This is a genomic window from Streptomyces sp. SAS_270, assembly GCF_052543295.1.
Genome location: NZ_JBMNDS010000075.1, coordinates 20,610 through 45,014 on the forward strand (window position 1 = coordinate 20,610; position 24,405 = coordinate 45,014).

The window sequence follows — 24,405 nt, forward strand, 5'->3', positions numbered from 1 at the left end:
CGTTTGAGGACGAGCGCGAAGCGCGATGCAGGGGGAGAGGGGGCGCAGCCCCCAGGTCAACGGGATGGGCAGGGGCGGAGGGGGCGAAAGAACCGCTACAGCAACCCCGCCGCCGCCAGATACTTCCCCACCCGCTCCACCTCCCCCTCCGACAGGGGGACTTGAGGATCGGCCGTCGCCGCGCAGGCGATGACCCCCCGCAGGTACAGCGCCGCCTTGAACGCCCCGAGCGCGGAGGAACCGGCCCCCATCCGCCCCCGGTCGCCCACGCCCACCATCCCGAACAGCGCACACAACCGCTCCTGCTCGGCGCGGGCACGAGCCCAGTCGCCCTCGCGGCAGAGCCGGTCCAGGCGCACGTACCCGGCAGGGTCGACGTTCCCGAGTCCGGGCACCACCCCGTCCGCGCCGAGCGCCAGCGCGGAGTCGACGATCAGTTCGGACCCGGTGAGGAGGGAGAACCCGGTGATCTCCGGGTGCGCCCGGGCGCCCGTCACGACCGAGCGAAAGGCGCCGAGGTCGCCGCTGGAGTCCTTCAGACCGGCCAGCACGCCGTCCGACGCCAACTCCAGGACCAGGTCGGCGCCGAGCTTGGTGTGGACGGCCACCGGGATGTCGTACGCGAAGACCGGCACGGGCGAGCGGGCGGCGAGCAGGCGGTAGTGGCGGGCGACCTCCGCGGGATGCGTACGGGTGTAGAAGGGCGCGGTGGCGACGACCGCGTCCGCGCCCGCCGCGCAGACGGCGGCGACGTGGGCCAGTACGCGGGGCGTGGTCATGTCGATCACGCCCGCCAGGACCGGGAGTTGACCGCCGATGTGCCCGGCGACCGTCTCCACCACCAGCCGGCGGTCCGCGTCCGTCAGGAACGCGGCCTCCGATGTCGAGCCGAGCACGAACAGCCCGTGCACCCCGCCCTCCACCAGATGGTCCACGAGCCTGATGAGCGAGGGGACGTCCACCTCGTGGTCCGGTGTCAGGGGGGTGCAGACGGGCGGGACGACACCGGTCAGCGGGGCGGGGATCGGCATGAAGGCTCCCTAGGGCTGGTGCTGGGCGGGGATGCCGGCCATGGCGGTGGCCGAGGCCTGCGACACGAGATCCCGCGTCGACTGGCCCTCCTGCACAGGATGGTGGCACCGGAAGCGGTGATCCGGGGACGACGCGGCGGCGAAGTCCGGCATGACGGCGGCGCAGTCGTCCTCGGCCTTCCAGCAGCGCGTACGGAAGGGGCAGCCGCTGGGCGGGTGGGTCGCCGACGGGACCGGCCCGACCAGCGGGATCGGGTCGATGGGGTCGAGGAGGCCGGGGGTCGCTGAGAACAGGGCGCGGGTGTACGGGTGACGGGAGGCGTCCGTGACCTCGTGGGCCGGGGCCTCCTCGACGATCCGGCCCAGGTACATGGTGATCACGCGGTCGCTCATCCTGCGTACGGTCTGGATGTCGTGCGAGACGAAGACCAGGGCCAGCCCCAGCCGTTGCTTCAGGTCCAGGAGGAGGTTGAGGATCTGCGCGCGCACGGACACGTCCAGGGCGCTCGTCGGCTCGTCCGCCACCACCAGGTCCGGGTCGAGGGCCAGGGCCCGTGCGATGGCGACGCGTTGCCGCTGGCCGCCGGAGAGCTGGCCCGGCAGGACGTCGGCCAGACCGCGGGGCAGGCCGACCAGTGACATCAACTCCCTTACCCGCTCCTCCCGTTCGGACTTCGTGCCGTGGTGGTGCACGTCCAGGGGGTCCCGGAGGATCCGGCGGACCGGGAGGCGGCGGTTCAGGGCGGTCGAGGGGTCCTGGAAGATCAGGCCGGTGCTGCGGCCGACCGTCGCGCGGCGTTCGGCGGGCTTCATCGACCACAGGTCGCGGCCACGGAAGGACACCGTGCCGGACGTCGGCCGCTGCACGCCCACCAGCACCTTGGCCAGCGTCGACTTGCCGCAGCCGGACTCGCCGACCACGCCCACCGTCTCGCCGGGCGCGATCGTGAGGTCGGCGCCGGTCAGGGCGTACACCCGGTCCCGGGCGAGCAGGCCGCCGGTGCGCGCCTTGTGGACGACGTGGGCGTCGGACACCGTCATGAGGGTGGCGGTGGTGGCGGTGTCGGTGGTGGCTGCGCCGGTCATGTGACGGCCTCGCTTCCCCTGCTCGTGGCCTGCGCGGCCAGGTCGACCGCCGGATGGTGACAGGCCGCCGTGTGCGTCCGGGTGCCCAGCAGGACGGGTGTCGTCGTACGGCACACCTCGCCGGCCAGCGGACAGCGGTCGGCGAACCGGCAGCCCGCCGGGAAGTCCGCGGGGGAGGGGACGACCCCCTTGATCTGCGTCATGCGCGCGGCGGCCGACTCCAGCGACAGGACACTGCCCAGGAGTCCGCGGGTGTAGTGGTGGGCCGGGGCCTCCACGAGGTCCGCCGTCACCCCTGTCTCCACGATCTGTCCGCCGTACATCACGACCACCCGGTCCGTGACGTCCGCGACGAGTGCCAGGTCGTGCGAGACGAGGATCAGCGCGAACCCCAACTCCTCGCGCAGGCCCAGCAGAAGGGTGATGATCTGGGCCTGGACGGTGACGTCGAGGGCCGTGGTCGGTTCGTCGGCGACGATCAGCCGGGGGCTGCGGGACAACGCCATGGCGATCAGGACGCGTTGGCGCTGGCCGCCGGACAGCTCGTGCGGATAGCTGCGCAGGGTGCGCTCCGGGTCGAGGCCGACCAGCTCCAGCAGGGCGGCCGGGGACCGCTTTCCGCCCCTGCGCACGACCTGTTTGAGCTGGGCCCGGATGGTCATGGCCGGGTTCAGGGAGGACAGGGCGTCCTGGTAGACCATCGCCATCTCGTGGCCGAGCAGCCGACGCCTCACGCGCATCGGTTCGGCCAGCAACTCCCGCTGCCCGAACCGGACATGACCGCGCACCCGGGCCCCCTTCGGCTCCAGGCCCATCACCGTCAGCGCGGTGAGCGACTTGCCGCAGCCCGACTCGCCGACCAGGCCGAGGACTTCACCGGGGTGCACGTCGAAGCTGATGCCGCCGACGATGTCCACCCCGCCGTGCCGGGCGTCGAAGCCGATGGCGAGGTTCTCGACGGACAGGACGGGCCGGCCGGACGGCAGCGGCCGGGCGCGTGCGCGCAGTCTGCGGGCCGCCTCGGTGAGGCCCGGCAGGGGCAGGACGGCGCCGCTGCCCGGCTCCGGTGCTTCCAGCCGGTCCTGCGCGATCGAGGTGTCGGCCTCCACCTCCCGTGCCGCGGGCGCCGCCCACGCGTCGGAGACGCCCTCGGAGAGGATGTTCAGCGACAGGACGGTGATCAGCATCAGCAGACCGGGGAAGACGGTCGCCCACCAGCCGCCGGTCAGCACCATGTTCTTGCCGTCGGCGATCACGCTGCCCCACGACGGGTCGGGCGGCCGCACCCCCGCGCCGATGAACGACAGCGACGCCTCGAAGACGATCGCCTCGGCGACCTGCACGGTGCAGAACACCAGAACCGGGGCGGCGCAGTTGACGGCCACGTGCCGCAGCACGATGTGCGGGGTGCGGGCGCCGATCACGCGCTCGGCGGTCACGTAGTCCTCGCCGTACTGGTCGAGGACGTTCGCCCGTACGACGCGGGCCACCGGTGGGGTGAACAGGAACGCGATCGCGCAGATCAGCACGGTGATGCCGCCGCCGAACACGGCGACCAGGACCGCCGCGAGCGCGATGCCGGGGAAGGCCATCACCACGTCCAGGCAGCGCATCAGCGTCTCGTCGACCGCCTTGCGCGAGGTCGCCGCGACCGCGCCGAGGAGCGCTCCCACGACGAGGGCGAGCGCGGTTGCGCCCAAGCCGATGGCGAGGGACCAGCGGGCGCCGTACATCAGCCGGCTGAGGATGTCCCGGCCGAGGCTGTCCTGCCCCATCCAGTGGCTGCCGGAGGGGTGCCCGGTGCCGTCCGTCTGGGGCTGCTGGTCGAGCGGGTCGTGCGGGGCGAGCAGTGGCGCGAAGAGGGCCGCGAGGACGACGACCGCCAGGAAGCAGAGGGCGACACGGGACAGGATCGGGAGGCGGCGCAGGCCGCGCAGCCGGATGCCGGGGCGGGAGAGGGCTTCGGCGAGGCCCTTGCGAGTGATCATCGGGCCGCGTCCCTCAGTCGAGGATTGACCAGCAGATACAGGAGGTCGATCACGAGGTTCACGACCACGAAACCGGTGGCGGTCGTCAGGACGACGCCCTGCACGACCGCCGGGTCGCCGTTCTTCACGGCCTCGATCATCAGCTTCCCCATGCCGGGCAGCGAGAAGATCGTCTCGATGACGACCGCGCCGCCCAGCAGATAGCCGACGCGCAGTCCCAGCACGGTCAGCGGGTTGATGAGCGCGTTGCGCAGCACGTTGCGGCCGACGACCACCACCGGGGGCAGGCCGCTGCCGATCGCCGTACGGACGTAGTCCTTGTCCAGCTCCTCGACCACGGCCGTGCGCACGATCCGCGTCAGCTGGGCCGCGACCGGGAGCGACAGCGCGAGGGCCGGGAGCGTCATCGTCTTGAGCCAACCGCTCAGCGAGTCACCGGGGTTGATGTATCCGCCGGTCGGGAACCAGCCCCGGTCGACGGCCAGGTACTGGATCATCAGCAGCGCCAGCCAGAAGCCGGGGGCCGCGACCCCGGTCAGCGAGACGACCCGGATGACCTGGTCGGGCACCCGGTCGCGGTAGATCGCGGCGGTCACCCCGCCGAGCAGCGCGAGCACCACCGCGATGCCCAGGCCCAGGAAGGTGAGTTGGAGGGTGAGCGGCAGCGCGGTGGTGACCTGGTCGACGACCGGCGCCCGGGTCAGTGCGCTGGTGCCCATGTCGCCGTGCACCAGGTCGCTCACGAAGTCGACGTAGCGGACCGGAAGCGGGTCGAGCAGCCCGTTCTGCTGCCGGAAGTCGTGGAGTTGCTGCGGTGTCGGGTTCGCGCCCTGGAAGAACGCCGACGCCGGGTCGACGTCGGAGAACCGCATGACGAGGAAGACGAAGAGCACGATGCCGAGCATCAGCGGCACGAGCAGGGCGATACGGCGGGCCAGGATTCTGGCGATGGCGATCACTGGGCGACTCCCGTACTCCTAAACCCACTTGGCCTGGAGCAGGTTGATGCCCGGGTAGGGCTGGGCGCGGATGCCGGTGAGTTTCTTCGGGTCCCATGCCGTCATCAGCTCGTTGTGGACCACCGGGTAGAGCACGGCCTGTTCGGCGACGGTGTCGATGTAGTCCTGGATCATCGACTTCTTCCGGTCGGCGTCCGGCTCCTGGGTTGCCCGGTCCATGTCCTTGAAGAGCTTTTTGGCCACCGGGTTGTCGGCCCAGCGGGAGTACTGCATCCAGATGTTCTGGGGGCCGTAGTTGTAGTGCATGATCAGGTCGGCGTCGAGGCCGAACTGGTTGGGGTTGGAGGCGGCGGCGACCACCTGGTAGTCCTGCTTCTGGTCCATCTTCGTGAAGACGGCGGTGGTCTCCTGCGGCGAGAGCGTGGTCTGCACGCCGATCGCGTCCCAGGACGCCTTGATGGTGGGCAGGCAGTCCACGATCCAACTGACGTTCACCGCAAGGATTTCGATCTTCAGGCCCTTGACCCCGGCCTCCTTGAGAAGCTGCTTGGCCTTCTCGGGGTCGTAGTCGTAGACCGTCTTCGCGGGCCGGTAGGCGGGGTTGGCCTCGTTCAGGAACGAACTCGACGGCTTGCCGTGGCCCTTGAGGGCGACCTCGATCATCTTGCCGGTGTCGACGGCGTAGTGGAGCGCCTGCCGCACCCGTACGTCGTCGAAGGGCTTGTGCTTGGTGTTGAACATCAGGAACAGGTTGTTCATCCCGGCGCCGCCCGCGACCGTCAGCCCGCTCTTCTTCAGCTGTCCGATGTTGGCGTACGGGATGTTGTCGGCGATCTGCGCACCGGCGCTCGCGCCGGAGATCTTCGCCACGCGGGGGGCCGCGTCCACGATGGTCAGCCAGTTCATCTTCTTGAAGGCCGCTTCGCGCGGGCCGTTGTAGTCGGCGAAGGCCTCGAAGGTGGTGTTCGACTTCGGGTGGTGGGCGGTCTGCCGGTAGGGGCCCGAGCCCACCGCCTTGCCCCTGATCGCGTCGTCCCAGGCGCCCGGCTTCGAGAACACGTGCTTCGGCATGATCTTGGCGAGTGTGAGCCGTGAAATCCCTTCGGGGAAGGGGAACTTGAGGACGAGCTCGACGTTCTGCGCGTCGATCTTCTTGACCTGCTTCAGCCACGGCGCGAAGAAGCCCTTGGCCAGGGTCTGTGTCTTCGGGTCGAGGATCCGGTCGAAGACGAACACCACGTCGTCGGCGGTGACGGGCTTGCCGTCGTGGAACTTGGCGCCCGCGCGCAGCGTGAACTTCCAGGAGGTGCCGGAGAGGTCGGCGGGCACCTCGGTGGCGAGCGCCGCGTACGGCTCGCGGGAGATCGGGTCGGTGTCGAGAAGACCCTCGTAGATGTGGTTGTTGGCGGCCATGCAGAACGCCGACGCGGTCTGGGTCGGGTCCCAGGTGCCGTCGTTTCCGTAGCCGATGACGGCGGTCAGCGTGCCGTTCCTCCCGCCCTTGCCGCCACCGGTGTCGTTGGTGGACTCCGGTCCGGACGAGCACGCGGAGAGCGAGGAGGTGAGGGCTGCGGCGGCACCCAGCGCGCCGGTGTACTTCAGGAACGACCGGCGGTGCAGCGCCGGTCCGTCGGGGTTCACGTCGCGCACGGTTCCTCCAGCAGGGGGTGGTCCAGCAGGGAGTGGTCCAGCGGGGAAGTGGTCCGAAGTGGTCCGGTGGGGGATCGATCTCCGTGAGAGGCGGGAGATACGACGTCCTACGTCATAGGCGGCAGCGTGACCATAGGAAGGCGGCGCGAGGCCGGTCAAGGGATCGCACACGAATGGCGTATCTTCCACAGGTGCGACCAATGACGGCGTGAATTGCGGGTAGTCGGTACCTGATTGGCCCGGAGGTGGGACGTCCGATGTCCAGCGAGCGTACGATGCGGCGCATGTCCGAGGAGACCGGAAACCGCCGGAGGTCCGAACGGCGGGTGAGCAGTCAGATCCAGCACGAGGTCATGCAGCTGATCCTCGACCGCAGGCTCCCGGCAGGCGCGCCGCTGCCCACCGAGACCGAGCTGATGACCGACCTCGGCGTGAGCCGCAACTCCGTCCGTGAAGCCCTCAAGGCCCTGCAGGCGCTCGACATAGTCGAGATCAGGCACGGCTACGGCACGTATGTCGGCCACGCCTCCATGAACCCGCTCGTCGACGGGCTCACCTTCCGCACGCTCGCCCAACCCGACGCCGAGACAGGCGCGTTGGCCGAAATTCTTCAGGTCCGCGAGGTCATGGAGGAGGGGCTGATCCGCCGGGTCGCGGCCACCCTCTCCGAAGCGGAGCTGGACCAGCTCGAAGCGGTCGTGGACGCCATGGACGCGGCAGGCCGCGAGGGCCGCCCCTTCCCCGAACTCGACCACGAGTTCCACGAGTTGCTGTACGCCTCCCTCGGCAACGCCCTCGTCCCCCAGCTCCTCGGCGCGTTCTGGACCGTCTTCCGCCGGGTCGCCGGCGTGCGCGGCTGGACCGACGACCCGGCCCCGGAGGTCACGGTCCGCCGCCACCGCGACATCGTCACCGCGCTGCGCGCCCGGGACGTCGAGGGCGCCCAGAAGGCCATGGCGGACCACTTCCGCGGCATCGAGGCGCGGGCGGCCCAGGAATCGCGCGGCGTCGGCTGAGCAGGGCCTGCCGGGCCGCCTCGTAGGCTTCGGGCATGAGCGAGCGGTGGAACCCCGACGACCCCGGCATCCTGCGGCTGCCCTCCGGACGTCTGGTCCGCGGCCGCGCCCTGCCCCGCCCCCTCCCGGCAGGCGCTCCGGCCGCCACGTACGCGGTGTACCTCCTCGGCAAGGAACCTCCCCAAGTCCCGTGGTCCGCCGACTGGTTGCGCTGGCCGGACTTCCGCCTGCCGAGCGACCGCGGGCGGGCCCGCGAGCTGCTCGCCGGTGCCTGGGAGCGGGCCGCCGGCGAACGCGTCGAGATCGCGTGCGGCGGCGGCCGCGGCCGCACCGGGACGGCCCTGGCCTGTCTGGCGGTGCTGGACGGCGTACCGGCCGACGAGGCGGTGGACTTCGTACGCCGCCACTACGACCGGCATGCCGTGGAGACGCCCTGGCAGCGGCGCTACGTCCGGCGCTTCACAGGTCCCGCCGGTCCACCATGACCACCACGACGACCGCCGACACGAGGGCCCACGCCCCGTACACGATCCAGCTCCCGGTGAGGGTGTGCGGGTAGTAGCGGGGGAACAGCATGTGCTGGTTGTGGCCGTAGGCCATGTCGGCCAGGCGGGACCAGGCGTTGAAGGGGAGGGCGTTGCGGATGGCCGCCGTCCAGCGGTAGCGGTCGGTGATGAAGGACGGCAGGAGCAGCAGGACGCCGGTGATGAGGACCATCGTCGTCGCGCTGTGCCTGATCAGGGCGCCCAGAGCCATCCCGGCCAGGGCGCTGACCGGGGCGAGGAGCGCGGACGCCACGACGACGCGCAGGGCGCCGGGTTGGCTGAGCGGGACATCGGCGCCGCGGGCGGACAGGATCGCCTGGGTCGCAGCGAAGGAAGCCGCGGCGACGACGGCGCCGTACACCGTCATCACGGCCGTCACGACCGTGAGCTTCGCCCCCATCACCGAGCGGCGGGCCGGGACCGCGGCGAACGTCGTGCGGATCAGACCCGTGGCGTACTCGCCGACGACCGTGATCGCACCGATGCTCGCCACCGCCAGAACCATGATCAGGGCGGCGCCCTGGGTGAAGGCGTCGCGCAGCGCCATCTCCACGTGTTCCGCCCGCTGGGCCGCGGTGTCCACGGGATAGGTGTCCGTGCGGGCCGCGTTCGTGTTGAAGGCGATGATCGCGAAGGCGCTGGCCCCGAGCGCCCAGTAGGTCGAGCGCAGCGAGCGGAGTTTGATCCACTCGGCGGCGAGGAGGTCGGTGAAGCGGGCGCGCGGCTCGGCGGCGCGCAGGGGTACGGCGGCTGTCGTCATCGGGACTCCCCGGCCAGGTATTCGACGCTGTCGGCGGTCAGTTCCATGAAGGCCGCTTCGAGCGAAGCCGCCTGCGGGGTCAGCTCTTCGAGCAACACCCGGTGGTGGAAGGCGAGTTCACCGATGCGGGCGGCGCTCAGGCCCGTCACCTTCATCGTGCGGTCGTCGTACGGCGCCACCGCCGCGCCCTCGGCGGACAGCACGGACGCCAGCGCGGTCGCATCCGGCGTGCGCACGGTCACGGTCGTGCGGCTGCCGCGCGCGGCGAACTCCGCCAGGCTCTCCGCGGCGATCAGCTCCCCGCGTCCGATGACGATCAGGTCGTCCGCCGTGTGCTCCATCTCGGACATCAGATGGCTGGAGACGAACACCGTCCGCCCCTCGCCGGCCAGTCGGCGAAACAGCCCGCGCACCCACAACACGCCCTCCGGGTCGAGCCCGTTGAGCGGCTCGTCGAACAACAGCACCGGCGGGTCGCCGAGCAACGCCGTCGCGATACCGAGGCGTTGCCTCATGCCCAGCGAGAACCCGTCGATGCGGGGCTTGGCCGCCGCACCCGCGAGCCCCACCTCCTCCAGCACCTCGTCCACCCGTCCGCGCGGAATGCGGTTGCTGCGCGCCAGCGCCGCCAGATGGGCGCGTGCGCTGCGTCCGCCGTGCACATCGCCCGCGTCGAGCAGTGCGCCCACGTGCCGCAGGCCGCGCGGATGGTGGCGGAAGGGCTGCCCGTCGATGGTCGCCGTGCCGCCACTCGCCTCGATCAGGCCCAGCAGGATGCGCAGCGTCGTCGTCTTGCCCGCGCCGTTGGGGCCGAGGAAGCCGGTGACCCGGCCGGGACGGACGGTGAAGGAGAGGCGGTTCACGGCCAGGGCGGGGCCGTACCGTTTGGTGAGCTCGTTGACTTCGATCACATGCGACACCGTCTCGCCCGCGGCACCGGCCGGGCATCGCCCCGCCGCCGACATTCGCCCGCCGCGGGTGTCGACCCCGGTTGTACGTCCGCGGGCCGATGACCGCCCGCATCCCCGCGTCTACGATCGCGCCATGCATGTCACGCCGTCTCCGCCGCTTCCCCTGCTCAAGCGCGTGCCGCCGGGTGGCTGGGTGGCCGCGACCTGGTGCGCGAGCACGCTGTTCACGCTCCTGACGACCTTCCGGCTGCCCGGCGAGTACGAGCCCGGCCAGTGGCCCGCGGCCCAGCTCTACCGCTGGGACGGCCTGACGTTCCTCGCGCTGTCCGGTGCGATGGCCCTGTACGGCGGCCGCATCCTGCCCCGGCGCCCCCTGCGGGCCCTCGCCCTGCAACTCACCGCCGCAGGCTTTGTGACGACCACCCTGGGCGTCGGCGGGATCCCGCTCGCCCAGTTCGTCGCCGTCGCCGTCGCCCTGTACTTCATCGCGGCCCAGCAGGACCGCCGCACCGGCGCCATCGCCGTCGCCCTCGCGCTCGCCATGCTGGTGGGCTGGATCTCCGTACGGGTCCTGCGCAGTTGGTCCGCCGCCACGTCGGCCGAACTCGCCGTCGCCCTCATCACCGTCATCGCCTGGCTCCTCGGCAACGCGACCCACCGCACCCGCGAGTACGCCGACAGGCTCAGCGCGCAGGCCGCCGAGCAGGCCGTCACCACCGAACGGCTGCGCATAGCCCGCGAGATGCACGACATGGTCGCCCACAGCATCGGCATCATCGCCCTCCAGGCGGGCGCGGCGGCCCGTGTCGTCACCACGCAGCCCGACGCCGCCCGCGAGGCCATGACCGCCGTCGAGAACGCGGGCCGTGAGACCCTCTCCGGCCTGCGCCGCATGCTCGTGGCCCTCCGCCAGGCCGACCACGGCCCCGCCTTGGAGGCGACGGGCCTCGCCGACGTCGACCGTCTCGCCGCCGCGACGACCGCCGCGGGCGTCCGGGTTGACGTCCACTGGAAGGGCGAGCGCCGCCAACTGCCGCCGGACATCGACCTGTCCGCGTTCCGCATCATCCAGGAGTCCGTCACCAACGTCGTACGGCACGCCGCCACCGACTCCTGCGAGGTCCTCATCGGCTACGGCGACGACGACGCCCTCTCCATCGAGATCGCCGACGGCGGCCGGGGCCGTGGCACGACCACCGACACCGGGTTCGGGCTGGCCGGGATGCGTGAGCGGGTCGCCCTGCTGCACGGCGAGTTCACCGCCGCGCCCGGCCCCTCGGGCGGCTTCCGGGTGACCGCCCGCCTGCCGGTCCCCGCGATGGCCGAGGCGGGAGCACGATGACGATCCGCGTCGTCCTCGCCGACGACCAGCAGCTCATCCGCACGGCCCTGCGCATGGTCATCGCCGACATCGACGACGTCGAGGTGGTCGGCGAGGCCGCGAACGGCGAGGAGGCCGTCCGCCTCGCCGGGGAACTCCGCCCCGACGTCGTCGTCATGGACATCCGCATGCCCGGCGTCGACGGCATCGAGGCGACGCGCCGCATCACCGCCGGCACCGGCGACACCCACATCGTCGTCCTCACGACCTTCGACGACGACGACTACGTCTACGGGGCGCTGCGCGCGGGCGCCGCCGGTTTCCTCGTCAAGGACATGGGCCTCGACGACATCCTCGCCGCGATCCGCGTGGTCGCGGCCGGTGACGCCCTGATCGCCCCCAGCGTGACCCGCCGCCTCATCCAGGACTTCGCCGCCCGCCCCGAACAGGCGCGGGTGCGGCGCCCGTTGACCGCCATCACCGAACGCGAGCGGGAGGTTCTCACCCTCGTCGGCAGCGGCCTCTCCAACACGGAGATAGCCGAACAGCTCTTCATCACCGTGGCCACGGCCAAGACGTACCTGACCCGCCTGCTGTCCAAGCTGGACGCCCGGGACCGGGTCCAGCTGGTGATCATCGCCTACGAGGCGGGGTTGGTCTCCGTCACGAGGTGACCCCCGACGAACGCGGTCCAGGCGGGGGCGCCGATGAGGAGGACGGGGCCGTCCTGGACCTTGCTGTCGCGGACGGGGACGACGCCGGGGAGGCCGTCGGCTACCTCGACGCAGGCCTCCCCGCCGCTGCCGCCGCTGTGGCTGCTCTTGCGCCACTGGGCGGCGCCGATGAAGTCGTAGGCGACCTCGATGCATTCCTCCCCGGCGTCTCCGCTGCTGTGGCTGCTCTTGCGCCAGCGGGCGTTGCTCAGGTCGTACTCGCGCATCGTCTGTGGTCCTCCGCTGCCGACTCGATCAGAGATAGGGACGCCTCCGGCGACATCGCGACGGCCCTGATGAGATCGTAAGACGACTGGTTCCGCTTCACCACTGCTGGTTCGTCCAGCAGATTCCCCGAAGACACGCCTTCTGTATAGAGGGTTGGCGGAGCGTCCTCGAACTCCATGAGTGTCATCAGTTTGCCCATGGCAGGGTGCGCCCCCGCTGCGAACGGCAGCACCTGCAGCACTACCTTGCGCTCTCGCGCCAGTGCCGCAATGCGGTCCAACTGGTGTGCCATGACCGCCGCGCTACCGACGACGATGCGCAGGACCGTCTCATGGAGGACCGCCCAATACACGGGTCGTGTAGCGTCCTTGAGCAGCCGTGTTCGGTCCATGCGCGCATTGACCAGCTCTTCGATGTACTCGTCAACAGCGAGCGGATTGCCCGCCAGATACATCGCTCGCGCGTACTCCCGCGTTTGGAGGAGTCCCGGTACCACCGCTGGTGCGTACTGGCAGATCTTCGTCGCCAGCCGTTCCAGTTCCACCACGTGCGCGAAGTACTCGGTATACGGCTGATCCTTGATGAGCTTTCGCCATAGCCGCTCGAAAATGCCGTCGGTTTGCAGGATCTCATCAATCCGCACCGCCACATCCAACTGCGGCTTCCGAATAGCCTGTTCGAACTGTCCGATGTAGCCCCCGGAGACAAAGACCCTCGTCCCCAGCTCCACCTGGGTGAGCCCCGCGTCCTCGCGTCGCCGCTTCAGCTCCGCGCCGAAGAACTCCCAGGCCGCCTGTCGTGAACCATTGGCCATGGCCAACCCCCCTGCGCTGCGCCGCACTTGTAGCGGACAGACTCCTGCCGAGTGTAGGCGCAGAGCGTCATCGTGGAGATGCGAAGCGTGAAACTCAAAGGAGAAGGGGAGCACGGTGACGGAAGAAAACGCACTACTCGGGGGACGACACTCGACGCTCTGTGTCGAGGAGGCGGAGGACATTGTGAAGGAATTGCGGTCGGTACTCGCAAAGGCCGGAATTAAGTTGCCGTCACTGCGGATCGACCCGGCGACTTTGGCGCGCGAGGCACCCTGTCCGCTGGTGGAATTGGGCGGATGTTCCCTCGACACGGCGGCGAAGCTCCTGGCGGCGCTGCGGTGAAGCCGCCGGTCAGTTCGTACGTGGTGGACACCCGTACCGGAAGAGTGGGAGTGGTCATGGGGCACGAGGGACCGTACGTCCAGCTGAGACCGTACGGCGGCGGCAGGGAGTGGGACTGCGCACCGGAGGACGTGCGCAGGGCGACCCTGGCGGAACGGCTCAGCGCGGCGACGGCGTACGCCAATGCGCGCAGCCGCGGTGAGGTTCCTTGACCGGGCCGTACCCGGGGTGACGTAGGGTGCGGCCGCATGGCGATATGGAACCGTCGCGGGCCGAAGGCCGTGCGCAAGTACCCCGTTCCCCTCACCATGCACCAGCTGTGGATGGTGTCGCTGAGCGCCCCGGTGAACCGGGACCGGGACGCTTCGCGGACGACCCTGTATCCGTTCACCCGCATCGACGACGAGCAGGGCCGCCGGTGGCTGGCCGACCAGTGGGAGATCACCTCGCGTGCCGAACTGGTCGACCGGCTCGACGACCTCGCGCGGAGCGGCTACCGCGCGGGGGCGCGCCGGCGGCTCGGCGTGGAGCCGCTCGCGTGGGACGCGGGACTCTACGTGGACATCTCCCGCAGGGGCTTCGCGGCAGGGATGCTGAGCGAGGCCGACACATGGACGGCACTGAAGAACATCGTGCCGTCGGTGGTGCGGTCGTACACCTCGTGGAAGGAGTACGCCGAGCACTACCTGCTGGGGCGGATGGTCTGGCGCGACAACCTCCAGGACAGGGGGGACCCGGACCCGCCCGCGCCGCAGGCGGTGTCCGACGCGCATCTGAGGTCGCTGCTGGATCCGGCGAACAGGTCCAGCCCCTGGAACATGGCCCCGTGGGAGACGATCGGCCGCCCCGACCACGCTCGCTGATTCCGTACGCGAGAATGGCCCCATGAGCCTGTTCCGCGACGACGGCATCGTGCTGCGCACCCAGAAGCTGGGTGAAGCGGACCGGATCATCACCCTGCTCACCCGCGGTCACGGCCGCGTACGCGCCGTAGCGCGCGGTGTGCGACGGACCAAGTCGAAGTTCGGGGCGCGGCTCGAACCGTTCTCCCACGTCGACGTGCAGTTCTTCGCGCGGGGCAGCGAGCTGGTCGGGCGCGGGCTGCCGCTGTGCACACAGAGCGAGACGATCGCTCCGTACGGCGGCGGGATCGTCACCGACTACGCGCGGTACACGGCCGGCACGGCGATGCTGGAGACGGCCGAGCGGTTCACCGACCACGAGGGCGAGCCCGCGGTGCAGCAGTACCTGCTGCTCGTCGGCGGGCTGCGCACCCTCGCCCGCGGCGAGCACGAACCGCACCTCGTCCTCGACGCCTTCCTGCTGCGCTCCCTCGCCGTGAACGGCTACGCGCCCAGCTTCAGCGCCTGCGCGAAGTGCGGTATGCCGGGACCGAATCGGTTCTTCTCGGTCGCCGCGGGAGGTTCCGTCTGCGCCGACTGCCGGGTGCCCGGCAGCGTCGTACCCTCGGCAGGGGCCCTCGAACTCCTCGGCGCACTGCTGACGGGAGACTGGGAGGCCGCGGACGCGTGCGAGCCGCGGTACGTCAGGGAGGGCAGCGGGCTGGTGTCGGCGTATCTGCACTGGCACCTTGAGCGCGGTCTGCGCTCCCTGCGTTTCGTAGAGAAGTAAGCACCACACACAAGCAAGAGGGAGACGAGAAGCACATGGTCGTACGCGGGTTCCTGGGGCGCCGGCGCAGCGAGTACCAAACGCCGGAGCCGCACCCGTCGGGCGCCCGCGCGCCGAAGCTCCCGGGTGAGCTGATCCCCAACCATGTGGCGATCGTCATGGACGGCAACGGACGCTGGGCCAAGGAGCGCGGGCTGCCGCGCACCGAGGGGCACAAGGTCGGCGCCGAGCGCGTGCTCGACGTACTGCAGGGCGCGATCGAGATGGGCGTCGGCGCGATCTCGCTGTACGCCTTCTCCACCGAGAACTGGAAGCGCTCGCCGGACGAGGTGCGCTTCCTGATGAACTTCAACCGGGACTTCATCCGCAAGACCCGCGACCAGCTCGACGCCCTCGGTATCCGGGTGCGCTGGGTGGGCCGGATGCCCAAGCTGTGGAAGTCCGTCGCCAAGGAGCTCCAGATCGCCCAGGAGCAGACCAAGGACAACGACAAGCTCACGCTCTACTTCTGCATGAACTACGGCGGCCGTGCCGAGATCGCGGACGCGGCCCTCGCCCTCGCGGAGGACGTGAAGGCCGGACGGCTGGACCCGTCGAAGGTCACCGAGAAGACGTTCGCGAAGTACCTCTACTACCCGGACATGCCGGACGTGGACCTCTTCCTGCGGCCGAGCGGTGAGCAGCGCACCTCCAACTACCTTCTCTGGCAGAGCGCTTACGCCGAGATGGTCTTCCAGGACGTGCTGTGGCCCGACTTCGACCGCCGCGATCTGTGGCGCGCCTGCGTCGAGTTCGCGCAGCGCGACCGCCGCTTCGGCGGCGCCGTCCCCAACGAGAAGCTCGTGGAGATGGAAGAGGCCATGAAGGGCCGGCCCGAGGAGGGCTGAACCGATGGCCGACGGGGGCGGGGACGGGGACGGGGACCGGCAGAGCGTCGAGCTGGTGTACGTCGCGACGGCGGGGGAGTTCCGTGAGGCGTTCCGCGCCCACGCGAAGGCCTCGGCCGCCGGTCGCCTCGCCCGCCGGCTGCTCCTCGGCTCCGCCGGGCTCGGGATCCTCGTCGGCGCGGTGCCCCTGTTCCTCGGCGGCACCGTACGGCCGATGGCCCTCGCCATGCCGGGCGCGGCCCTGCTCGGCCTGGTGGTGCTGCCGTGGCTGCAGGCCCACCACTTCCATCGGCGGGCGGCGGCGCGGGGCGAGCACCGCACGCTCGTGGACGGGTGGGGCGTGAGGGTCACCACCGACCGGGGCGCCGGCACCATGACCCGCTGGGCCGAGGTGAAGCGCTGCGCCGAGACGCGCCGCACCTTCGTCCTCCTCGACCCGGCCTCGCCCGTGCCGGTCCTGCTGCCGAAACGCGGCGCCCCCACGGACGTGGCCAGGCTGCGGTCGGTTCTCGACCGCAACCTGGCCCGACGCGGCAGCGTCAGCTGGTGGTGACCGCCGTGTCGTCGACCACGAAGCTCGTCTGCAGCGAGGAGTCCTCGACGCCGCTGAACTTCAGGGTGACCGTGGAGCCGGCGAACGCCGAGAGACTGAACGACTTCTGGACGTACCCGGTCGCCTTGTTGAGGTTCGAGTAGGTCGCCAGAGTCGTCGAACCGGCGGTGACCGTCAGCTTGTCGTACTGCGTGCTGGTGGTCGTCTCCGCCGAGTCGATGTGCAGGTAGAACGTGAACGTGGTGCCGGTGCAGGCGCTCGGGATCGTCACCGACTGGGACAGCGTGTCGGTGTGCGTGGAGCCGTACCCGTCGAGCCAGGCCTTGTAGGAGCCGCCGTGGGCCGCCTCGCTGCTGGAGTTGTCGATCACTCCGCTGGTGGCCGTCCAGGTGGTGTTGCCGGACTCGAAGCCCTGGTTGCCCAGCAGCTGCGCCGAGGTGCAGGAACCGCCTCCGGTGGAGCTGACGGTCCAGGTGAAGGACGCCGTACCGGTCGCGCCGGTGCTGTCGGTCACCGTGACGGTGGTGCTGTAGCTGCCGGCCGTCGTCGGGGTGCCGGTGATGGCGCCCGTGGAGCTGTTGATCGACAGGCCCGTGGGCAGGCCGGTCGCCGCGTACGACAGGGAGCCGCTGTTGGTCGAGCTCGCCGAGACCTGCAGGCTCACCGCGGTGCCGACGGTCGACGACTGGCTGCCCGGGTTGGTGACCGTCACACCGCTGGTCGGCGGGGTGACATGGCCGCCCACGTTGATGCCGGCGAAGGCGTTCGCCACCCCCGCGTACTGGGTGGAGCCGGAGCCGTACAGCGCCGTCGCGGCGTTCAGTGCGGCGGTGCGCGCCCCGGCGTAGTTGGTGCTGGACGTCATGTACGTCGTCAGCGCCTTGTACCAGATCTGCAGGGCCGCGGCCCTGCCGATGCCCGCGACGGCCACGCCGTCGGAGGTCGGGCTGTTGTAGGTCACGCCGTTGATGACCTTGCTGCCGCTGCCCTCGGAGAGCAGGTAGAACATGTGGTTCGCCGGGCCCGAGGAGTAGTGCACGTCCAGGTTGCCGACCCCGGAGTACCAACTGTCCGCGGAGCCGCCGTCCTTGCTCGGCTTGTCCATGTAACGCAGCGGCGAGCCGTCGCCGTTGATGTCGATCTTCTCGCCGATGAGGTAGTCGCCCACATCGGAGGTGTTGTTGGCGTAGAACTCCACACCGGTGCCGAAGATGTCGGAGGTCGCCTCGTTGAGCCCGCCGGACTCACCGCTGTAGTCCAGGCCCGCGGTGTTGGAGGTGACACCGTGGCTCATCTCGTGGCCCGCGACGTCGATCGAGGTGAGCGCGTGCGTGCTGCCCGAACCGTCGCCGTAGGTCATGCAGAAGCAGTCGTCGTCCCAGAAGGCGTTGACGTACGCCGAGCTGTAGTGGACGCGCGAGTACGCCGCGACCCCGTCGTTCTTGATGCCGCTGCGCCCGAAGGTGTTCTTGTAGAAGTCCCAGGTCTCCTGGGCCCCGTAGGCCGCGTCCGCGCCCGCGGTCTGGGTGTTGGACCCGGACCCGGTGCCCCACACGTCGTCGGCGTCCGTCATCAGGGTGCCGGTGCCCGACGTGCCGTTGTTGAGGCTGTACGTCTTGTGGCCGCCGCGCGTGGTGTCGTACAGCTGGTACGTCGACCCGGACAGGGTCGTGCTCAGCGACACCGTGCCGCTGTACTGGGTGTTGCCGGTGCCGGTCTCCACGCCCTGGTAGCGGTGGAGTTCCTTGCCGGTGGTGGCGTCGGTGATGACGTGCAGCTTGCTGGGCGTGCCGTCGTCCTGGAAGCCGCCGATCACGGACTCCCAGGCGAGCTTCGGGGTGCCGCTGCCGGCCCAGATCACCTTGCGGGCGCTGTCGGCGGTGGGCTTGTCCGCCTTGAGGTCCTTGGCGGCCTTGAGCGCCTTGCTCTGCGCGGCGGATTTGGTGACGGCCGCGGTGGTCGTGGCGACCTTGACGGTGCGCTTGCTGTTGAACGTGGTGCTCACCGTGCCGGAGGCCAGGGAGGCCGGCGGGGTGTGCACGATCACGTCACCGCCGAGCACCGGCAGACCGGCGTAGGTGCGCTCGTAACGGGTGTGGACGGTGCCGTCGTTGTCCTTGACGACGTCCTTGACGACCAGCTTCTCCTTGGTGCCCAGACCGATCGACCGCGCGGTCGCCGTGGTCTTCTTCGACGCGCTCTTCAGCAGCGTCGCGTGCTGGGCGGGGGTGAGCTTCGCCTCCAGACCCCCGGTGCGCAGGGGGCTGGGGTGGGGGGCGGCGGGCTTGGCGGTCGCCGGGACCGTCTGGATACCGACGGTCAGAAGGGAGGCGGCGGCCACCAGGGCTCCGGCCGCGGCCGCTCTACGGGGGGTTCGTCTCACTCGTACTCCTACTGCGACGGCCGCGCCTCGGCGACCGGTGACAGCCCGGGCAGACGGAGGTGTGCTGCCCGGGACGAGCTGAGCAGTGCGGTGCGGGGCGGTGCCGTGCAGAACCCAGGCTGGGTCCGGGTGTGTGCGGGACCTGTGTGAGAACTGGAGGGAGGGTCGCACGATTGACCAGCACATGTCAGCGGTAGCGGGGTGAGTCGAGGGTTATCCCTCTACCGCACCCCTCGCCGAGGGCGCTCGACGAAGGGCATTACGATCCCGGCTCATGGACATGGGTGGGGAAGCCGCACAGGGCGCGCAGCAGAATGTGCGGCCGGACGTGCAGGAATCGGTCGAGCTGGCGTACCTGCCGAGCGTCGCGGACTTCACGTCGGCGCTGCGGGCGCGCAGGCGGATCAGCCGGGCGGGCCGTACGAGGTTCTGGGTGATCGGCTTCGCGGCCGTCTTCGTTCTCGCGGAGGCCGGGGTCGCGCTGGCCGGGAACAGAGTGGAGCTGTTCCCGCTGATCTGGATCGTCGGCACGGTGGCGCTGCTCTCCCTGACGCCCTGGCTCCAGGCGCGGCAGGTCTTCCGCCTCGCCGAGCGGCAGGGCACCTTCCGGGTGACCGTGACGGACGCCGGGGTCGCCGTGGCCACCGACAACACCACGGCCACCGTCAACTGGGTCGCACAGCCCCGCTACCGCGAGACCGCGGACGTGTTCGCGCTGTTCAGCGCCGACAGGAACGCCGTCGGTTTCACCGTGCTGCCCAAGCGCGCCGTGCAGCACCCCGCCGACGTGGACCGGCTGCGGGCCCTCCTCGACCGCAACCTGACCCGCGTCTGAAATCCGAGGGGCGGCGGCGTCAGCCCTTCGCCGCCGCGCAGTCGGCGCATGTGCCGAAGATCTCCACGGTGTGCGCCACGTTCACATAGCCGTGCTCCGCCGCGATCGCCTCGGCCCACTTCTCCACGGCCGGACCCTCCACCTCGACCGCCTTGCCGCAGACCCGGCAGACGAGATGGTGGTGGTGCTCACCGGAGGAACAGCGCCGGTAGACGGACTCACCCTCGGAGGTACGCAGGACGTCGACCTCGCCGGCGTCGGCGAGGGACTGGAGCGTGCGGTAGACGGTGGTCAGCCCGACCGAGTCGCCCTTGTGCTTGAGCATGTCGTGGAGCTCCTGCGCACTGCGGAACTCGTCCACCTCGTCGAGCGCTGCCGCCACGGCGGCACGCTGCCGGGTGGAACGGCCGCGTACGGGCGATCCAGCGGTTGTCACCGTTGCCTCCTCACGTCTGCCCTTGCCCGGCCATTGTGCCAGGCCGGACTGTGCGCGGTCAGACGCCGACCTTTCCCGTCGGAGCGCGGGTGGCCGGAATCGCACACTCCGCCGGGTCCGCGCCGGCCGCCGCCTGCTCGGCCGCCAGGGCCCGCGCCTTGCGCCTGGCCAGCGGGGCCGCGAGCGCGTTGAGCAGCAGGAAGACACCGATCGCCATCAGCACGATCGTCGCCCCGGGCGGAACGTCCTTGTAGTACGACGTCGTGGTGCCGCCCAGCGTCACCGCGACGCCGATGGCAACGGCGATCGCGAACGTCGCCGCGAAGCTGCGGCTGAGCTGCTGCGCGGCGGCCACCGGCACCACCATCAGCGCGGAGACCAGCAGCAGCCCGACCACCCGCATCGCCACCGACACGGTGACCGCCGCGGTGACGGCCGTGAGCAGGTTCAGGGCGCGCACCGGCAGCCCGGTCACCCGCGCGAACTCCTCGTCCTGGCTGACCGCGAACAGCTGGCGGCGCAGCCCGACGGTGACCAGCACGACGAAGGCCGCGAGCAGGGAGATCGCCGTCACGTCCTGCTCCGAGACCGTGGACAGCGAGCCGAAGAGGTACGAGTTCAGGTTGGACGTGGAGCCGCCCGGCGCCAGGTTGATCAGCATCACGCCGCCCGCCATGCCGCCGTAGAAGAGCAGCGCGAGCGCGATGTCGCCGCGTGTCCTGCTGTACCAGCGGATCAGCTCCATCAGGACCGAGCCGACGACCGAGACGGCAGTCGCCATCCACACCGGCGAGCTGGACAGCAGGAAGCCGAGGCCGACACCCGTCATCGCCACGTGACCGATGCCGTCGCCCATCAGGGCCTGGCGGCGCTGGACGAGGAAGATGCCGATCGCGGGGGCGGTGATGCCGACGAGGACGGCGGCCAGCAGCGCCCGCTGCATGAAGGCGTAGTCGAGGATGTCCATCAGCTCAGCAGTCCCGTCCGGATCGGTTCGGAGTCCGACGCCGCGTGCGGGTGGACGTGGTCGTGGCCGGGCAGGGCGTGCTGGCCGACGGCCTTGGGTGGCGGGCCGTCGTGCAGCACACAGCCGTCGCGCAGGACGACCGCACGGTCGATCAGCGGCTCCAGGGGGCCCAGCTCGTGCAGGACGAGCAGCACGGTGGTGCCCCGGGCGACCTGCTCGCGCAGGGTCCGCGCGAGGATCTCCTGGCTGGCCAGGTCGACGCCGGCCATCGGCTCGTCCATGATCAGCAGCTCGGGCTCGGAGGCGAGGGCGCGGGCGATCAGCACCCGCTGGTGCTGGCCGCCGGAGAGGGCCTCCACGGGGTCCTTGGCCCGGTCCGCCATCCCGACCAGCTCCAGGGCGTTGCGTACGGCCTCACGGTCGGCCCTGCGCAGCACGCCGAAGCGGCTGCGGGAGAGCCGGCCGGAGGACACGACCTCGCTCACCGTGGCGGGCACGCCGCCCGCGGCCGTGGTGCGCTGCGGCACGTATCCCACGCGCCGCCACTCACGAAAGCGCCGCCGCGGGGTGCCGAACAGCTCGATCTCGCCGCTGCTGACCGGGACTTGACCGATCACGCTGCGCACGGCGGTCGACTTCCCGGAGCCGTTGGCGCCGAGCAGCGCGACGACCTCACCGCGGTGAACGGTGAGGTCGATACCGCGCAGGACGGGGCGCGAGCCGAGTTCCGCGGTCACTCCGCGCAGGGAAATGACGGGCTCGTCCCCGAGGGACTCGCTCATGACGGACTCGCTCATGCCGCCGTCCTCCATCGTTCGTAGGTCACTTCGCGCCGAGGGCCGTCCGCAGCGCCTTCAGGTTCGACTCCATGACCTGGAGGTAGTCGTCGCCCCTGGACTTGCCGGTGATGCCCTCGATCGGGTCGAGGACGTCCGTCTTGAGGCCGGCGTCCTGGGCGACTGTCTTGGCGGTCTTGTCGCTCACGAGCGTCTCGTAGAACACCGTGGTGACGCCGTCGGCCTTCGCCATCTTCTCAAGCGCCTTCACCCGGTTCACGCTGGGCTCCGACTCCGGGTCCAGACCGGTGATGGCCTCCTCGGTGAGGCCGTAGCGCTCGGCGAGGTAGCCGAAGGCGGCGTGCGTGGTGATGAAGACCTTCGTCTCGGTGTTCTTCAGCCCGGTCTCGTACTGGGTGTTGAGGCCGTCGAGCTTCCTGACCAACGCCGCGGTGTTCTTCTTGTATTCCGCCGCATGGTCCGGGTCGGCCTTCTCCAGGGCCTTGCCGACCCCGCTCGCGACCTCGGCGTACTTCACGGGGTCGAGCCAGATGTGCGGGTCGGTGCCGCCGGACTCCTCGCCCGCGTGATCGTCGTGCTCGGCCGCGTGCCGGCCGACCTCGTTGCCGTGCTTCTCCAGGCTGGTCAGCGACGCGGCGTCGACCTTGGTCCTGACCTCGGACTGCGCCACGGCGTCGTCGACGGCCGGCTGCAGGCCCTTCAGGTAGAGCACGGCGTCCGCCTCCTGGAGCTGCGCGGTCTGCTTCGCGCTGATCTCCAGGTCGTGCGGCTCCTGGCCGGGCTGGGTGAGGCTGGTGACGCTCACCAGGTTCCCGCCGATCTGCTCGGCGAGGTACTGCATCGGATAGAACGACGCCACGACGTCGAGCTTCCCGCCGTTGTCGGCCGCGGAGGAGTCGGAGCAGGCGGAGAGGGTTCCGAGCCCGAGGGCGGTGGCCGCCAGGACCGCGGACCCGGATATGAGGCGTCGTCGTACGTTCATGACACCCATTTTCAACAAAAGTGGAAACGATTGTCAACAAGCCCCTGAGTAAGCAGTCGGTAAGCCCGCACTCCGGGCACAGCCCCCAACCGATTTGATACGAGGGTGGGCCACGCCGGTAACCTGAGTCATTCGCTGCCGTCCGTACTGAAGAGAGCACCGTGGCCGCCGACAAGATCGAGACCATCGTCAGCCTGAGCAAGCGCCGTGGCTTCGTTTTCCCCTGTAGTGAGATCTACGGTGGACAGCGTGCCGCCTGGGACTACGGCCCGCTCGGCGTCGAACTCAAGGAGAACATCAAGCGCCAGTGGTGGCGTTACATGGTCACCTCCCGTGAGGACGTCGTCGGTCTCGACTCGTCGGTGATCCTGGCCACCGATGTCTGGGTCGCCTCCGGCCACGTCGCCACGTTCTCCGACCCGCTCACCGAGTGCACCTCCTGCCACAAGCGCTACCGCGCCGACCACCTGGAGGAGGCCTACGAGGCGAAGCACAACCGCGCCCCGGAGAACGGCCTCGCGGACATCAACTGCCCCAACTGCGGCAACAAGGGCCAGTTCACCGAGCCCAAGCAGTTCTCCGGCCTGCTCTCCACGCACCTCGGCCCCACGCAGGACAGCGGCTCCGTCGCCTACCTGCGCCCCGAGACCGCGCAGGGCATCTTCACCAACTTCGCCCAGGTGCAGGTCGCTTCGCGCAAGAAGCCGCCGTTCGGCATCGCGCAGATGGGCAAGTCCTTCCGCAACGAGATCACGCCCGGCAACTTCATCTTCCGCACCCGCGAGTTCGAGCAGATGGAGATGGAGTTCTTCGTCAAGCCGGGCGAGGACGAGAAGTGGCAGGAGTACTGGATGGAGCAGCGCTGGAACTGGTACCGCGGCCTGGGTCTCCGTGAGGAGAACATGCGCTGGTACGAGCACCCGGCGGAGAAGCTCTCCCACTACTCCAAGCGCACCGCCGACATCGAGTACCGCTTCCAGTTCGGCGGCAACGAGTGGGGCGAGCTGGAGGGTGTCGCCAACCGCACGGACTACGACCTCTCCGCGCACTCCAAGGCCTCCGGCCAGGACCTCTCCTACTTCGACCAGGAAGCCGGCGAGCGCTGGACTCCGTACGTCATCGAGCCCGCCGCCGGTGTCGGCCGCGCGATGCTCGCGTTCCTGCTGGACGCGTACGTCGAGGACGAGGCGCCCAACGCCAAGGGCAAGCTGGAGAAGCGCACGGTGCTGCGCCTCGACCCGCGCCTGTCCCCGGTGAAGGTCGCGGTCCTGCCGCTCTCGCGCAACCCCGAGCTCTCCCCGAAGGCCAAGGGCCTGGCCGCGGCCCTGCGCCAGCACTGGAACATCGAGTTCGACGACGCGGGCGCCATCGGCCGCCGCTACCGCCGCCAGGACGAGATCGGTACGCCGTTCTGTGTCACGGTCGACTTCGACACGCTCGACGACAACGCGGTGACGGTCCGCGAGCGCGACTCGATGAAGCAGGAGCGCGTGTCCCTCGACCAGATCGAGGGCTACCTCGCCAGCCGCCTGATCGGCTGCTGACACCTCTGCGTTCGTCCCGAAGCC

At 70.2% G+C, this 24,405-nt stretch carries 26 protein-coding genes; 12 read left to right on the forward strand and 14 right to left on the reverse strand.

What is annotated here, in order from left to right; translation table 11 throughout:
• Nucleotides 1–95 precede the first annotated feature (95 nt).
• Genes ACN6LB_RS35610 through ACN6LB_RS35630 form a run of 5 tightly spaced genes read right to left on the reverse strand, consistent with a single transcriptional unit; the run spans nt 96 to nt 6,714 of the window.
• On the reverse strand, nt 96–1,031 hold the full coding sequence (locus ACN6LB_RS35610; RefSeq protein WP_445029449.1) for a dihydrodipicolinate synthase family protein: 936 nt from the start codon (nt 1,029–1,031) through the stop codon (nt 96–98).
• Nucleotides 1,032–1,040: 9 nt separating this feature from the next.
• Complete coding sequence (locus ACN6LB_RS35615) at nt 1,041–2,117, reverse strand: oligopeptide/dipeptide ABC transporter ATP-binding protein (RefSeq protein WP_445029450.1); 1,077 nt, start codon at nt 2,115–2,117, stop codon at nt 1,041–1,043.
• Nucleotides 2,114–4,105 (reverse strand): dipeptide/oligopeptide/nickel ABC transporter permease/ATP-binding protein, encoded by a 1,992-nt coding sequence (locus tag ACN6LB_RS35620; protein WP_445029451.1) that lies wholly within the window; start codon nt 4,103–4,105, stop codon nt 2,114–2,116. Before ACN6LB_RS35620 ends, ACN6LB_RS35615 begins: the two co-directional genes overlap by 4 nt.
• Nucleotides 4,102–5,064 (reverse strand): ABC transporter permease, encoded by a 963-nt coding sequence (locus ACN6LB_RS35625; protein ID WP_445029452.1) that lies wholly within the window; start codon nt 5,062–5,064, stop codon nt 4,102–4,104. Before ACN6LB_RS35625 ends, ACN6LB_RS35620 begins: the two co-directional genes overlap by 4 nt.
• A gap of 18 nt (nt 5,065–5,082) precedes the next feature.
• Complete coding sequence (locus ACN6LB_RS35630; RefSeq protein ID WP_445029453.1) at nt 5,083–6,714, reverse strand: ABC transporter substrate-binding protein; 1,632 nt, start codon at nt 6,712–6,714, stop codon at nt 5,083–5,085.
• Nucleotides 6,715–6,989: 275 nt separating this feature from the next.
• Here ACN6LB_RS35630 and ACN6LB_RS35635 point away from each other — a divergent pair, with 275 nt between their 5' ends.
• Nucleotides 6,990–7,730 (forward strand): FadR/GntR family transcriptional regulator, encoded by a 741-nt coding sequence (locus tag ACN6LB_RS35635; RefSeq protein ID WP_356139537.1) that lies wholly within the window; start codon nt 6,990–6,992, stop codon nt 7,728–7,730.
• 35 nt (nt 7,731–7,765) lie between these two features.
• Entirely contained in the window at nt 7,766–8,215 is a 450-nt protein-coding gene (locus tag ACN6LB_RS35640) for a protein-tyrosine phosphatase family protein (RefSeq protein WP_445029454.1), read from the forward strand.
• On the opposite strand, the gene ACN6LB_RS35645 is transcribed toward ACN6LB_RS35640, so the two are convergent.
• Together ACN6LB_RS35645 and ACN6LB_RS35650 are read right to left on the reverse strand one after the other, a co-directional pair.
• Entirely contained in the window at nt 8,190–9,035 is an 846-nt protein-coding gene (locus ACN6LB_RS35645) for an ABC transporter permease (protein WP_445029456.1), read from the reverse strand. The genes ACN6LB_RS35640 and ACN6LB_RS35645 overlap by 26 nt on opposite strands.
• Nucleotides 9,032–9,946, reverse strand: coding sequence for an ATP-binding cassette domain-containing protein (locus tag ACN6LB_RS35650; RefSeq protein ID WP_445029457.1), 915 nt, complete (start codon nt 9,944–9,946; stop codon nt 9,032–9,034). The genes ACN6LB_RS35645 and ACN6LB_RS35650 overlap by 4 nt, the downstream gene beginning before the upstream one ends.
• A 133-nt stretch (nt 9,947–10,079) precedes the next feature.
• On the opposite strand from ACN6LB_RS35650, the gene ACN6LB_RS35655 reads away from it, so the two are divergent.
• Together ACN6LB_RS35655 and ACN6LB_RS35660 are read left to right on the forward strand one after the other, a co-directional pair.
• Nucleotides 10,080–11,288, forward strand: a complete 1,209-nt coding sequence (locus ACN6LB_RS35655; protein ID WP_445029458.1) for a sensor histidine kinase — start codon at nt 10,080–10,082, stop codon at nt 11,286–11,288.
• Nucleotides 11,285–11,941, forward strand: coding sequence for a response regulator (locus ACN6LB_RS35660; RefSeq protein ID WP_445029459.1), 657 nt, complete (start codon nt 11,285–11,287; stop codon nt 11,939–11,941). The genes ACN6LB_RS35655 and ACN6LB_RS35660 overlap by 4 nt, the downstream gene beginning before the upstream one ends.
• On the opposite strand, the gene ACN6LB_RS35665 is transcribed toward ACN6LB_RS35660, so the two are convergent.
• Both ACN6LB_RS35665 and ACN6LB_RS35670 read right to left on the reverse strand, forming a co-directional pair.
• Nucleotides 11,908–12,207 (reverse strand): DUF397 domain-containing protein, encoded by a 300-nt coding sequence (locus ACN6LB_RS35665; protein ID WP_445029460.1) that lies wholly within the window; start codon nt 12,205–12,207, stop codon nt 11,908–11,910. The two genes, ACN6LB_RS35660 and ACN6LB_RS35665, sit on opposite strands and share 34 nt — an antisense overlap.
• Complete coding sequence (locus ACN6LB_RS35670) at nt 12,189–13,022, reverse strand: helix-turn-helix domain-containing protein (RefSeq protein WP_445029461.1); 834 nt, start codon at nt 13,020–13,022, stop codon at nt 12,189–12,191. Before ACN6LB_RS35670 ends, ACN6LB_RS35665 begins: the two co-directional genes overlap by 19 nt.
• Nucleotides 13,023–13,137: 115 nt before the next feature.
• On the opposite strand from ACN6LB_RS35670, the gene ACN6LB_RS35675 reads away from it, so the two are divergent.
• The 6 genes from ACN6LB_RS35675 to ACN6LB_RS35700 are packed head-to-tail and all read left to right on the forward strand — an operon-like array spanning nt 13,138 to nt 16,437.
• Nucleotides 13,138–13,365 (forward strand): hypothetical protein, encoded by a 228-nt coding sequence (locus tag ACN6LB_RS35675; RefSeq protein ID WP_445029462.1) that lies wholly within the window; start codon nt 13,138–13,140, stop codon nt 13,363–13,365.
• Nucleotides 13,362–13,577 carry a hypothetical protein gene (locus tag ACN6LB_RS35680; RefSeq protein ID WP_356139535.1) on the forward strand — a complete coding sequence of 72 codons (216 nt, stop codon included), beginning with the start codon at nt 13,362–13,364 and terminating at the stop codon, nt 13,575–13,577. The genes ACN6LB_RS35675 and ACN6LB_RS35680 overlap by 4 nt, the downstream gene beginning before the upstream one ends.
• Nucleotides 13,578–13,613: 36 nt before the next feature.
• Nucleotides 13,614–14,228 carry a DUF1266 domain-containing protein gene (locus ACN6LB_RS35685; protein ID WP_445029463.1) on the forward strand — a complete coding sequence of 205 codons (615 nt, stop codon included), beginning with the start codon at nt 13,614–13,616 and terminating at the stop codon, nt 14,226–14,228.
• A 22-nt stretch (nt 14,229–14,250) separates the two neighbouring features.
• A complete protein-coding gene (gene recO / locus ACN6LB_RS35690; RefSeq protein WP_445029464.1) occupies nt 14,251–14,997 on the forward strand; it encodes a DNA repair protein RecO in 747 nt (248 codons plus the stop codon).
• A 35-nt stretch (nt 14,998–15,032) separates the two neighbouring features.
• Nucleotides 15,033–15,884: an isoprenyl transferase gene (locus ACN6LB_RS35695; RefSeq protein WP_445029465.1), complete on the forward strand. Its 852-nt coding sequence runs from the start codon at nt 15,033–15,035 to the stop codon at nt 15,882–15,884.
• Between the two features lie 4 nt (nt 15,885–15,888).
• Nucleotides 15,889–16,437: a YcxB family protein gene (locus tag ACN6LB_RS35700; protein ID WP_445029466.1), complete on the forward strand. Its 549-nt coding sequence runs from the start codon at nt 15,889–15,891 to the stop codon at nt 16,435–16,437.
• Here ACN6LB_RS35700 and ACN6LB_RS35705 read toward each other — a convergent pair.
• A complete protein-coding gene (locus ACN6LB_RS35705) occupies nt 16,424–18,820 on the reverse strand; it encodes a M4 family metallopeptidase (RefSeq protein WP_445029467.1) in 2,397 nt (798 codons plus the stop codon). The two genes, ACN6LB_RS35700 and ACN6LB_RS35705, sit on opposite strands and share 14 nt — an antisense overlap.
• Before the next feature lie 274 nt (nt 18,821–19,094).
• Between ACN6LB_RS35705 and ACN6LB_RS35710 the strand changes: the two genes are divergently transcribed.
• A complete protein-coding gene (locus ACN6LB_RS35710) occupies nt 19,095–19,655 on the forward strand; it encodes a YcxB family protein (protein WP_445029468.1) in 561 nt (186 codons plus the stop codon).
• A 19-nt stretch (nt 19,656–19,674) separates the two neighbouring features.
• On the opposite strand, the gene ACN6LB_RS35715 is transcribed toward ACN6LB_RS35710, so the two are convergent.
• Genes ACN6LB_RS35715 through ACN6LB_RS35730 form a run of 4 tightly spaced genes read right to left on the reverse strand, consistent with a single transcriptional unit; the run spans nt 19,675 to nt 22,837 of the window.
• On the reverse strand, nt 19,675–20,091 hold the full coding sequence (locus tag ACN6LB_RS35715; protein WP_356139495.1) for a Fur family transcriptional regulator: 417 nt from the start codon (nt 20,089–20,091) through the stop codon (nt 19,675–19,677).
• A gap of 58 nt (nt 20,092–20,149) precedes the next feature.
• Nucleotides 20,150–21,058, reverse strand: coding sequence for a metal ABC transporter permease (locus tag ACN6LB_RS35720; RefSeq protein WP_356139493.1), 909 nt, complete (start codon nt 21,056–21,058; stop codon nt 20,150–20,152).
• Nucleotides 21,058–21,855: a metal ABC transporter ATP-binding protein gene (locus tag ACN6LB_RS35725; protein ID WP_356139491.1), complete on the reverse strand. Its 798-nt coding sequence runs from the start codon at nt 21,853–21,855 to the stop codon at nt 21,058–21,060. The genes ACN6LB_RS35720 and ACN6LB_RS35725 overlap by 1 nt, the downstream gene beginning before the upstream one ends.
• A 25-nt stretch (nt 21,856–21,880) precedes the next feature.
• Nucleotides 21,881–22,837 (reverse strand): metal ABC transporter substrate-binding protein, encoded by a 957-nt coding sequence (locus ACN6LB_RS35730; protein ID WP_445029469.1) that lies wholly within the window; start codon nt 22,835–22,837, stop codon nt 21,881–21,883.
• 161 nt (nt 22,838–22,998) lie between these two features.
• Between ACN6LB_RS35730 and ACN6LB_RS35735 the strand changes: the two genes are divergently transcribed.
• Nucleotides 22,999–24,381, forward strand: coding sequence for a glycine--tRNA ligase (locus ACN6LB_RS35735; protein ID WP_356139488.1), 1,383 nt, complete (start codon nt 22,999–23,001; stop codon nt 24,379–24,381).
• The last annotated feature ends 24 nt before the right edge of the window (nt 24,382–24,405 follow it).

Coding starts and splice junctions, on each gene's coding strand:
- ACN6LB_RS35615 (WP_445029450.1), bottom strand. CDS start 2,117: ATGACCGGCGCAGCCACCACCGACACCGCCACCACCGCCACCCTCATG.
- ACN6LB_RS35635 (WP_356139537.1), top strand. CDS start 6,990: ATGCGGCGCATGTCCGAGGAGACCGGAAACCGCCGGAGGTCCGAACGG.
- ACN6LB_RS35725 (WP_356139491.1), bottom strand. CDS start 21,855: ATGAGCGAGTCCGTCATGAGCGAGTCCCTCGGGGACGAGCCCGTCATT.
- ACN6LB_RS35660 (WP_445029459.1), top strand. CDS start 11,285: ATGACGATCCGCGTCGTCCTCGCCGACGACCAGCAGCTCATCCGCACG.
- recO (WP_445029464.1), top strand. CDS start 14,251: ATGAGCCTGTTCCGCGACGACGGCATCGTGCTGCGCACCCAGAAGCTG.
- ACN6LB_RS35665 (WP_445029460.1), bottom strand. CDS start 12,207: ATGCGCGAGTACGACCTGAGCAACGCCCGCTGGCGCAAGAGCAGCCAC.
- ACN6LB_RS35620 (WP_445029451.1), bottom strand. CDS start 4,105: ATGATCACTCGCAAGGGCCTCGCCGAAGCCCTCTCCCGCCCCGGCATC.
- ACN6LB_RS35655 (WP_445029458.1), top strand. CDS start 10,080: ATGCATGTCACGCCGTCTCCGCCGCTTCCCCTGCTCAAGCGCGTGCCG.
- ACN6LB_RS35685 (WP_445029463.1), top strand. CDS start 13,614: ATGGCGATATGGAACCGTCGCGGGCCGAAGGCCGTGCGCAAGTACCCC.
- ACN6LB_RS35670 (WP_445029461.1), bottom strand. CDS start 13,022: ATGGCCAATGGTTCACGACAGGCGGCCTGGGAGTTCTTCGGCGCGGAG.
- ACN6LB_RS35695 (WP_445029465.1), top strand. CDS start 15,033: ATGGTCGTACGCGGGTTCCTGGGGCGCCGGCGCAGCGAGTACCAAACG.
- ACN6LB_RS35720 (WP_356139493.1), bottom strand. CDS start 21,058: ATGGACATCCTCGACTACGCCTTCATGCAGCGGGCGCTGCTGGCCGCC.
- ACN6LB_RS35640 (WP_445029454.1), top strand. CDS start 7,766: ATGAGCGAGCGGTGGAACCCCGACGACCCCGGCATCCTGCGGCTGCCC.
- ACN6LB_RS35645 (WP_445029456.1), bottom strand. CDS start 9,035: ATGACGACAGCCGCCGTACCCCTGCGCGCCGCCGAGCCGCGCGCCCGC.
- ACN6LB_RS35730 (WP_445029469.1), bottom strand. CDS start 22,837: ATGAACGTACGACGACGCCTCATATCCGGGTCCGCGGTCCTGGCGGCC.
- ACN6LB_RS35710 (WP_445029468.1), top strand. CDS start 19,095: ATGGACATGGGTGGGGAAGCCGCACAGGGCGCGCAGCAGAATGTGCGG.
- ACN6LB_RS35610 (WP_445029449.1), bottom strand. CDS start 1,031: ATGCCGATCCCCGCCCCGCTGACCGGTGTCGTCCCGCCCGTCTGCACC.
- ACN6LB_RS35700 (WP_445029466.1), top strand. CDS start 15,889: ATGGCCGACGGGGGCGGGGACGGGGACGGGGACCGGCAGAGCGTCGAG.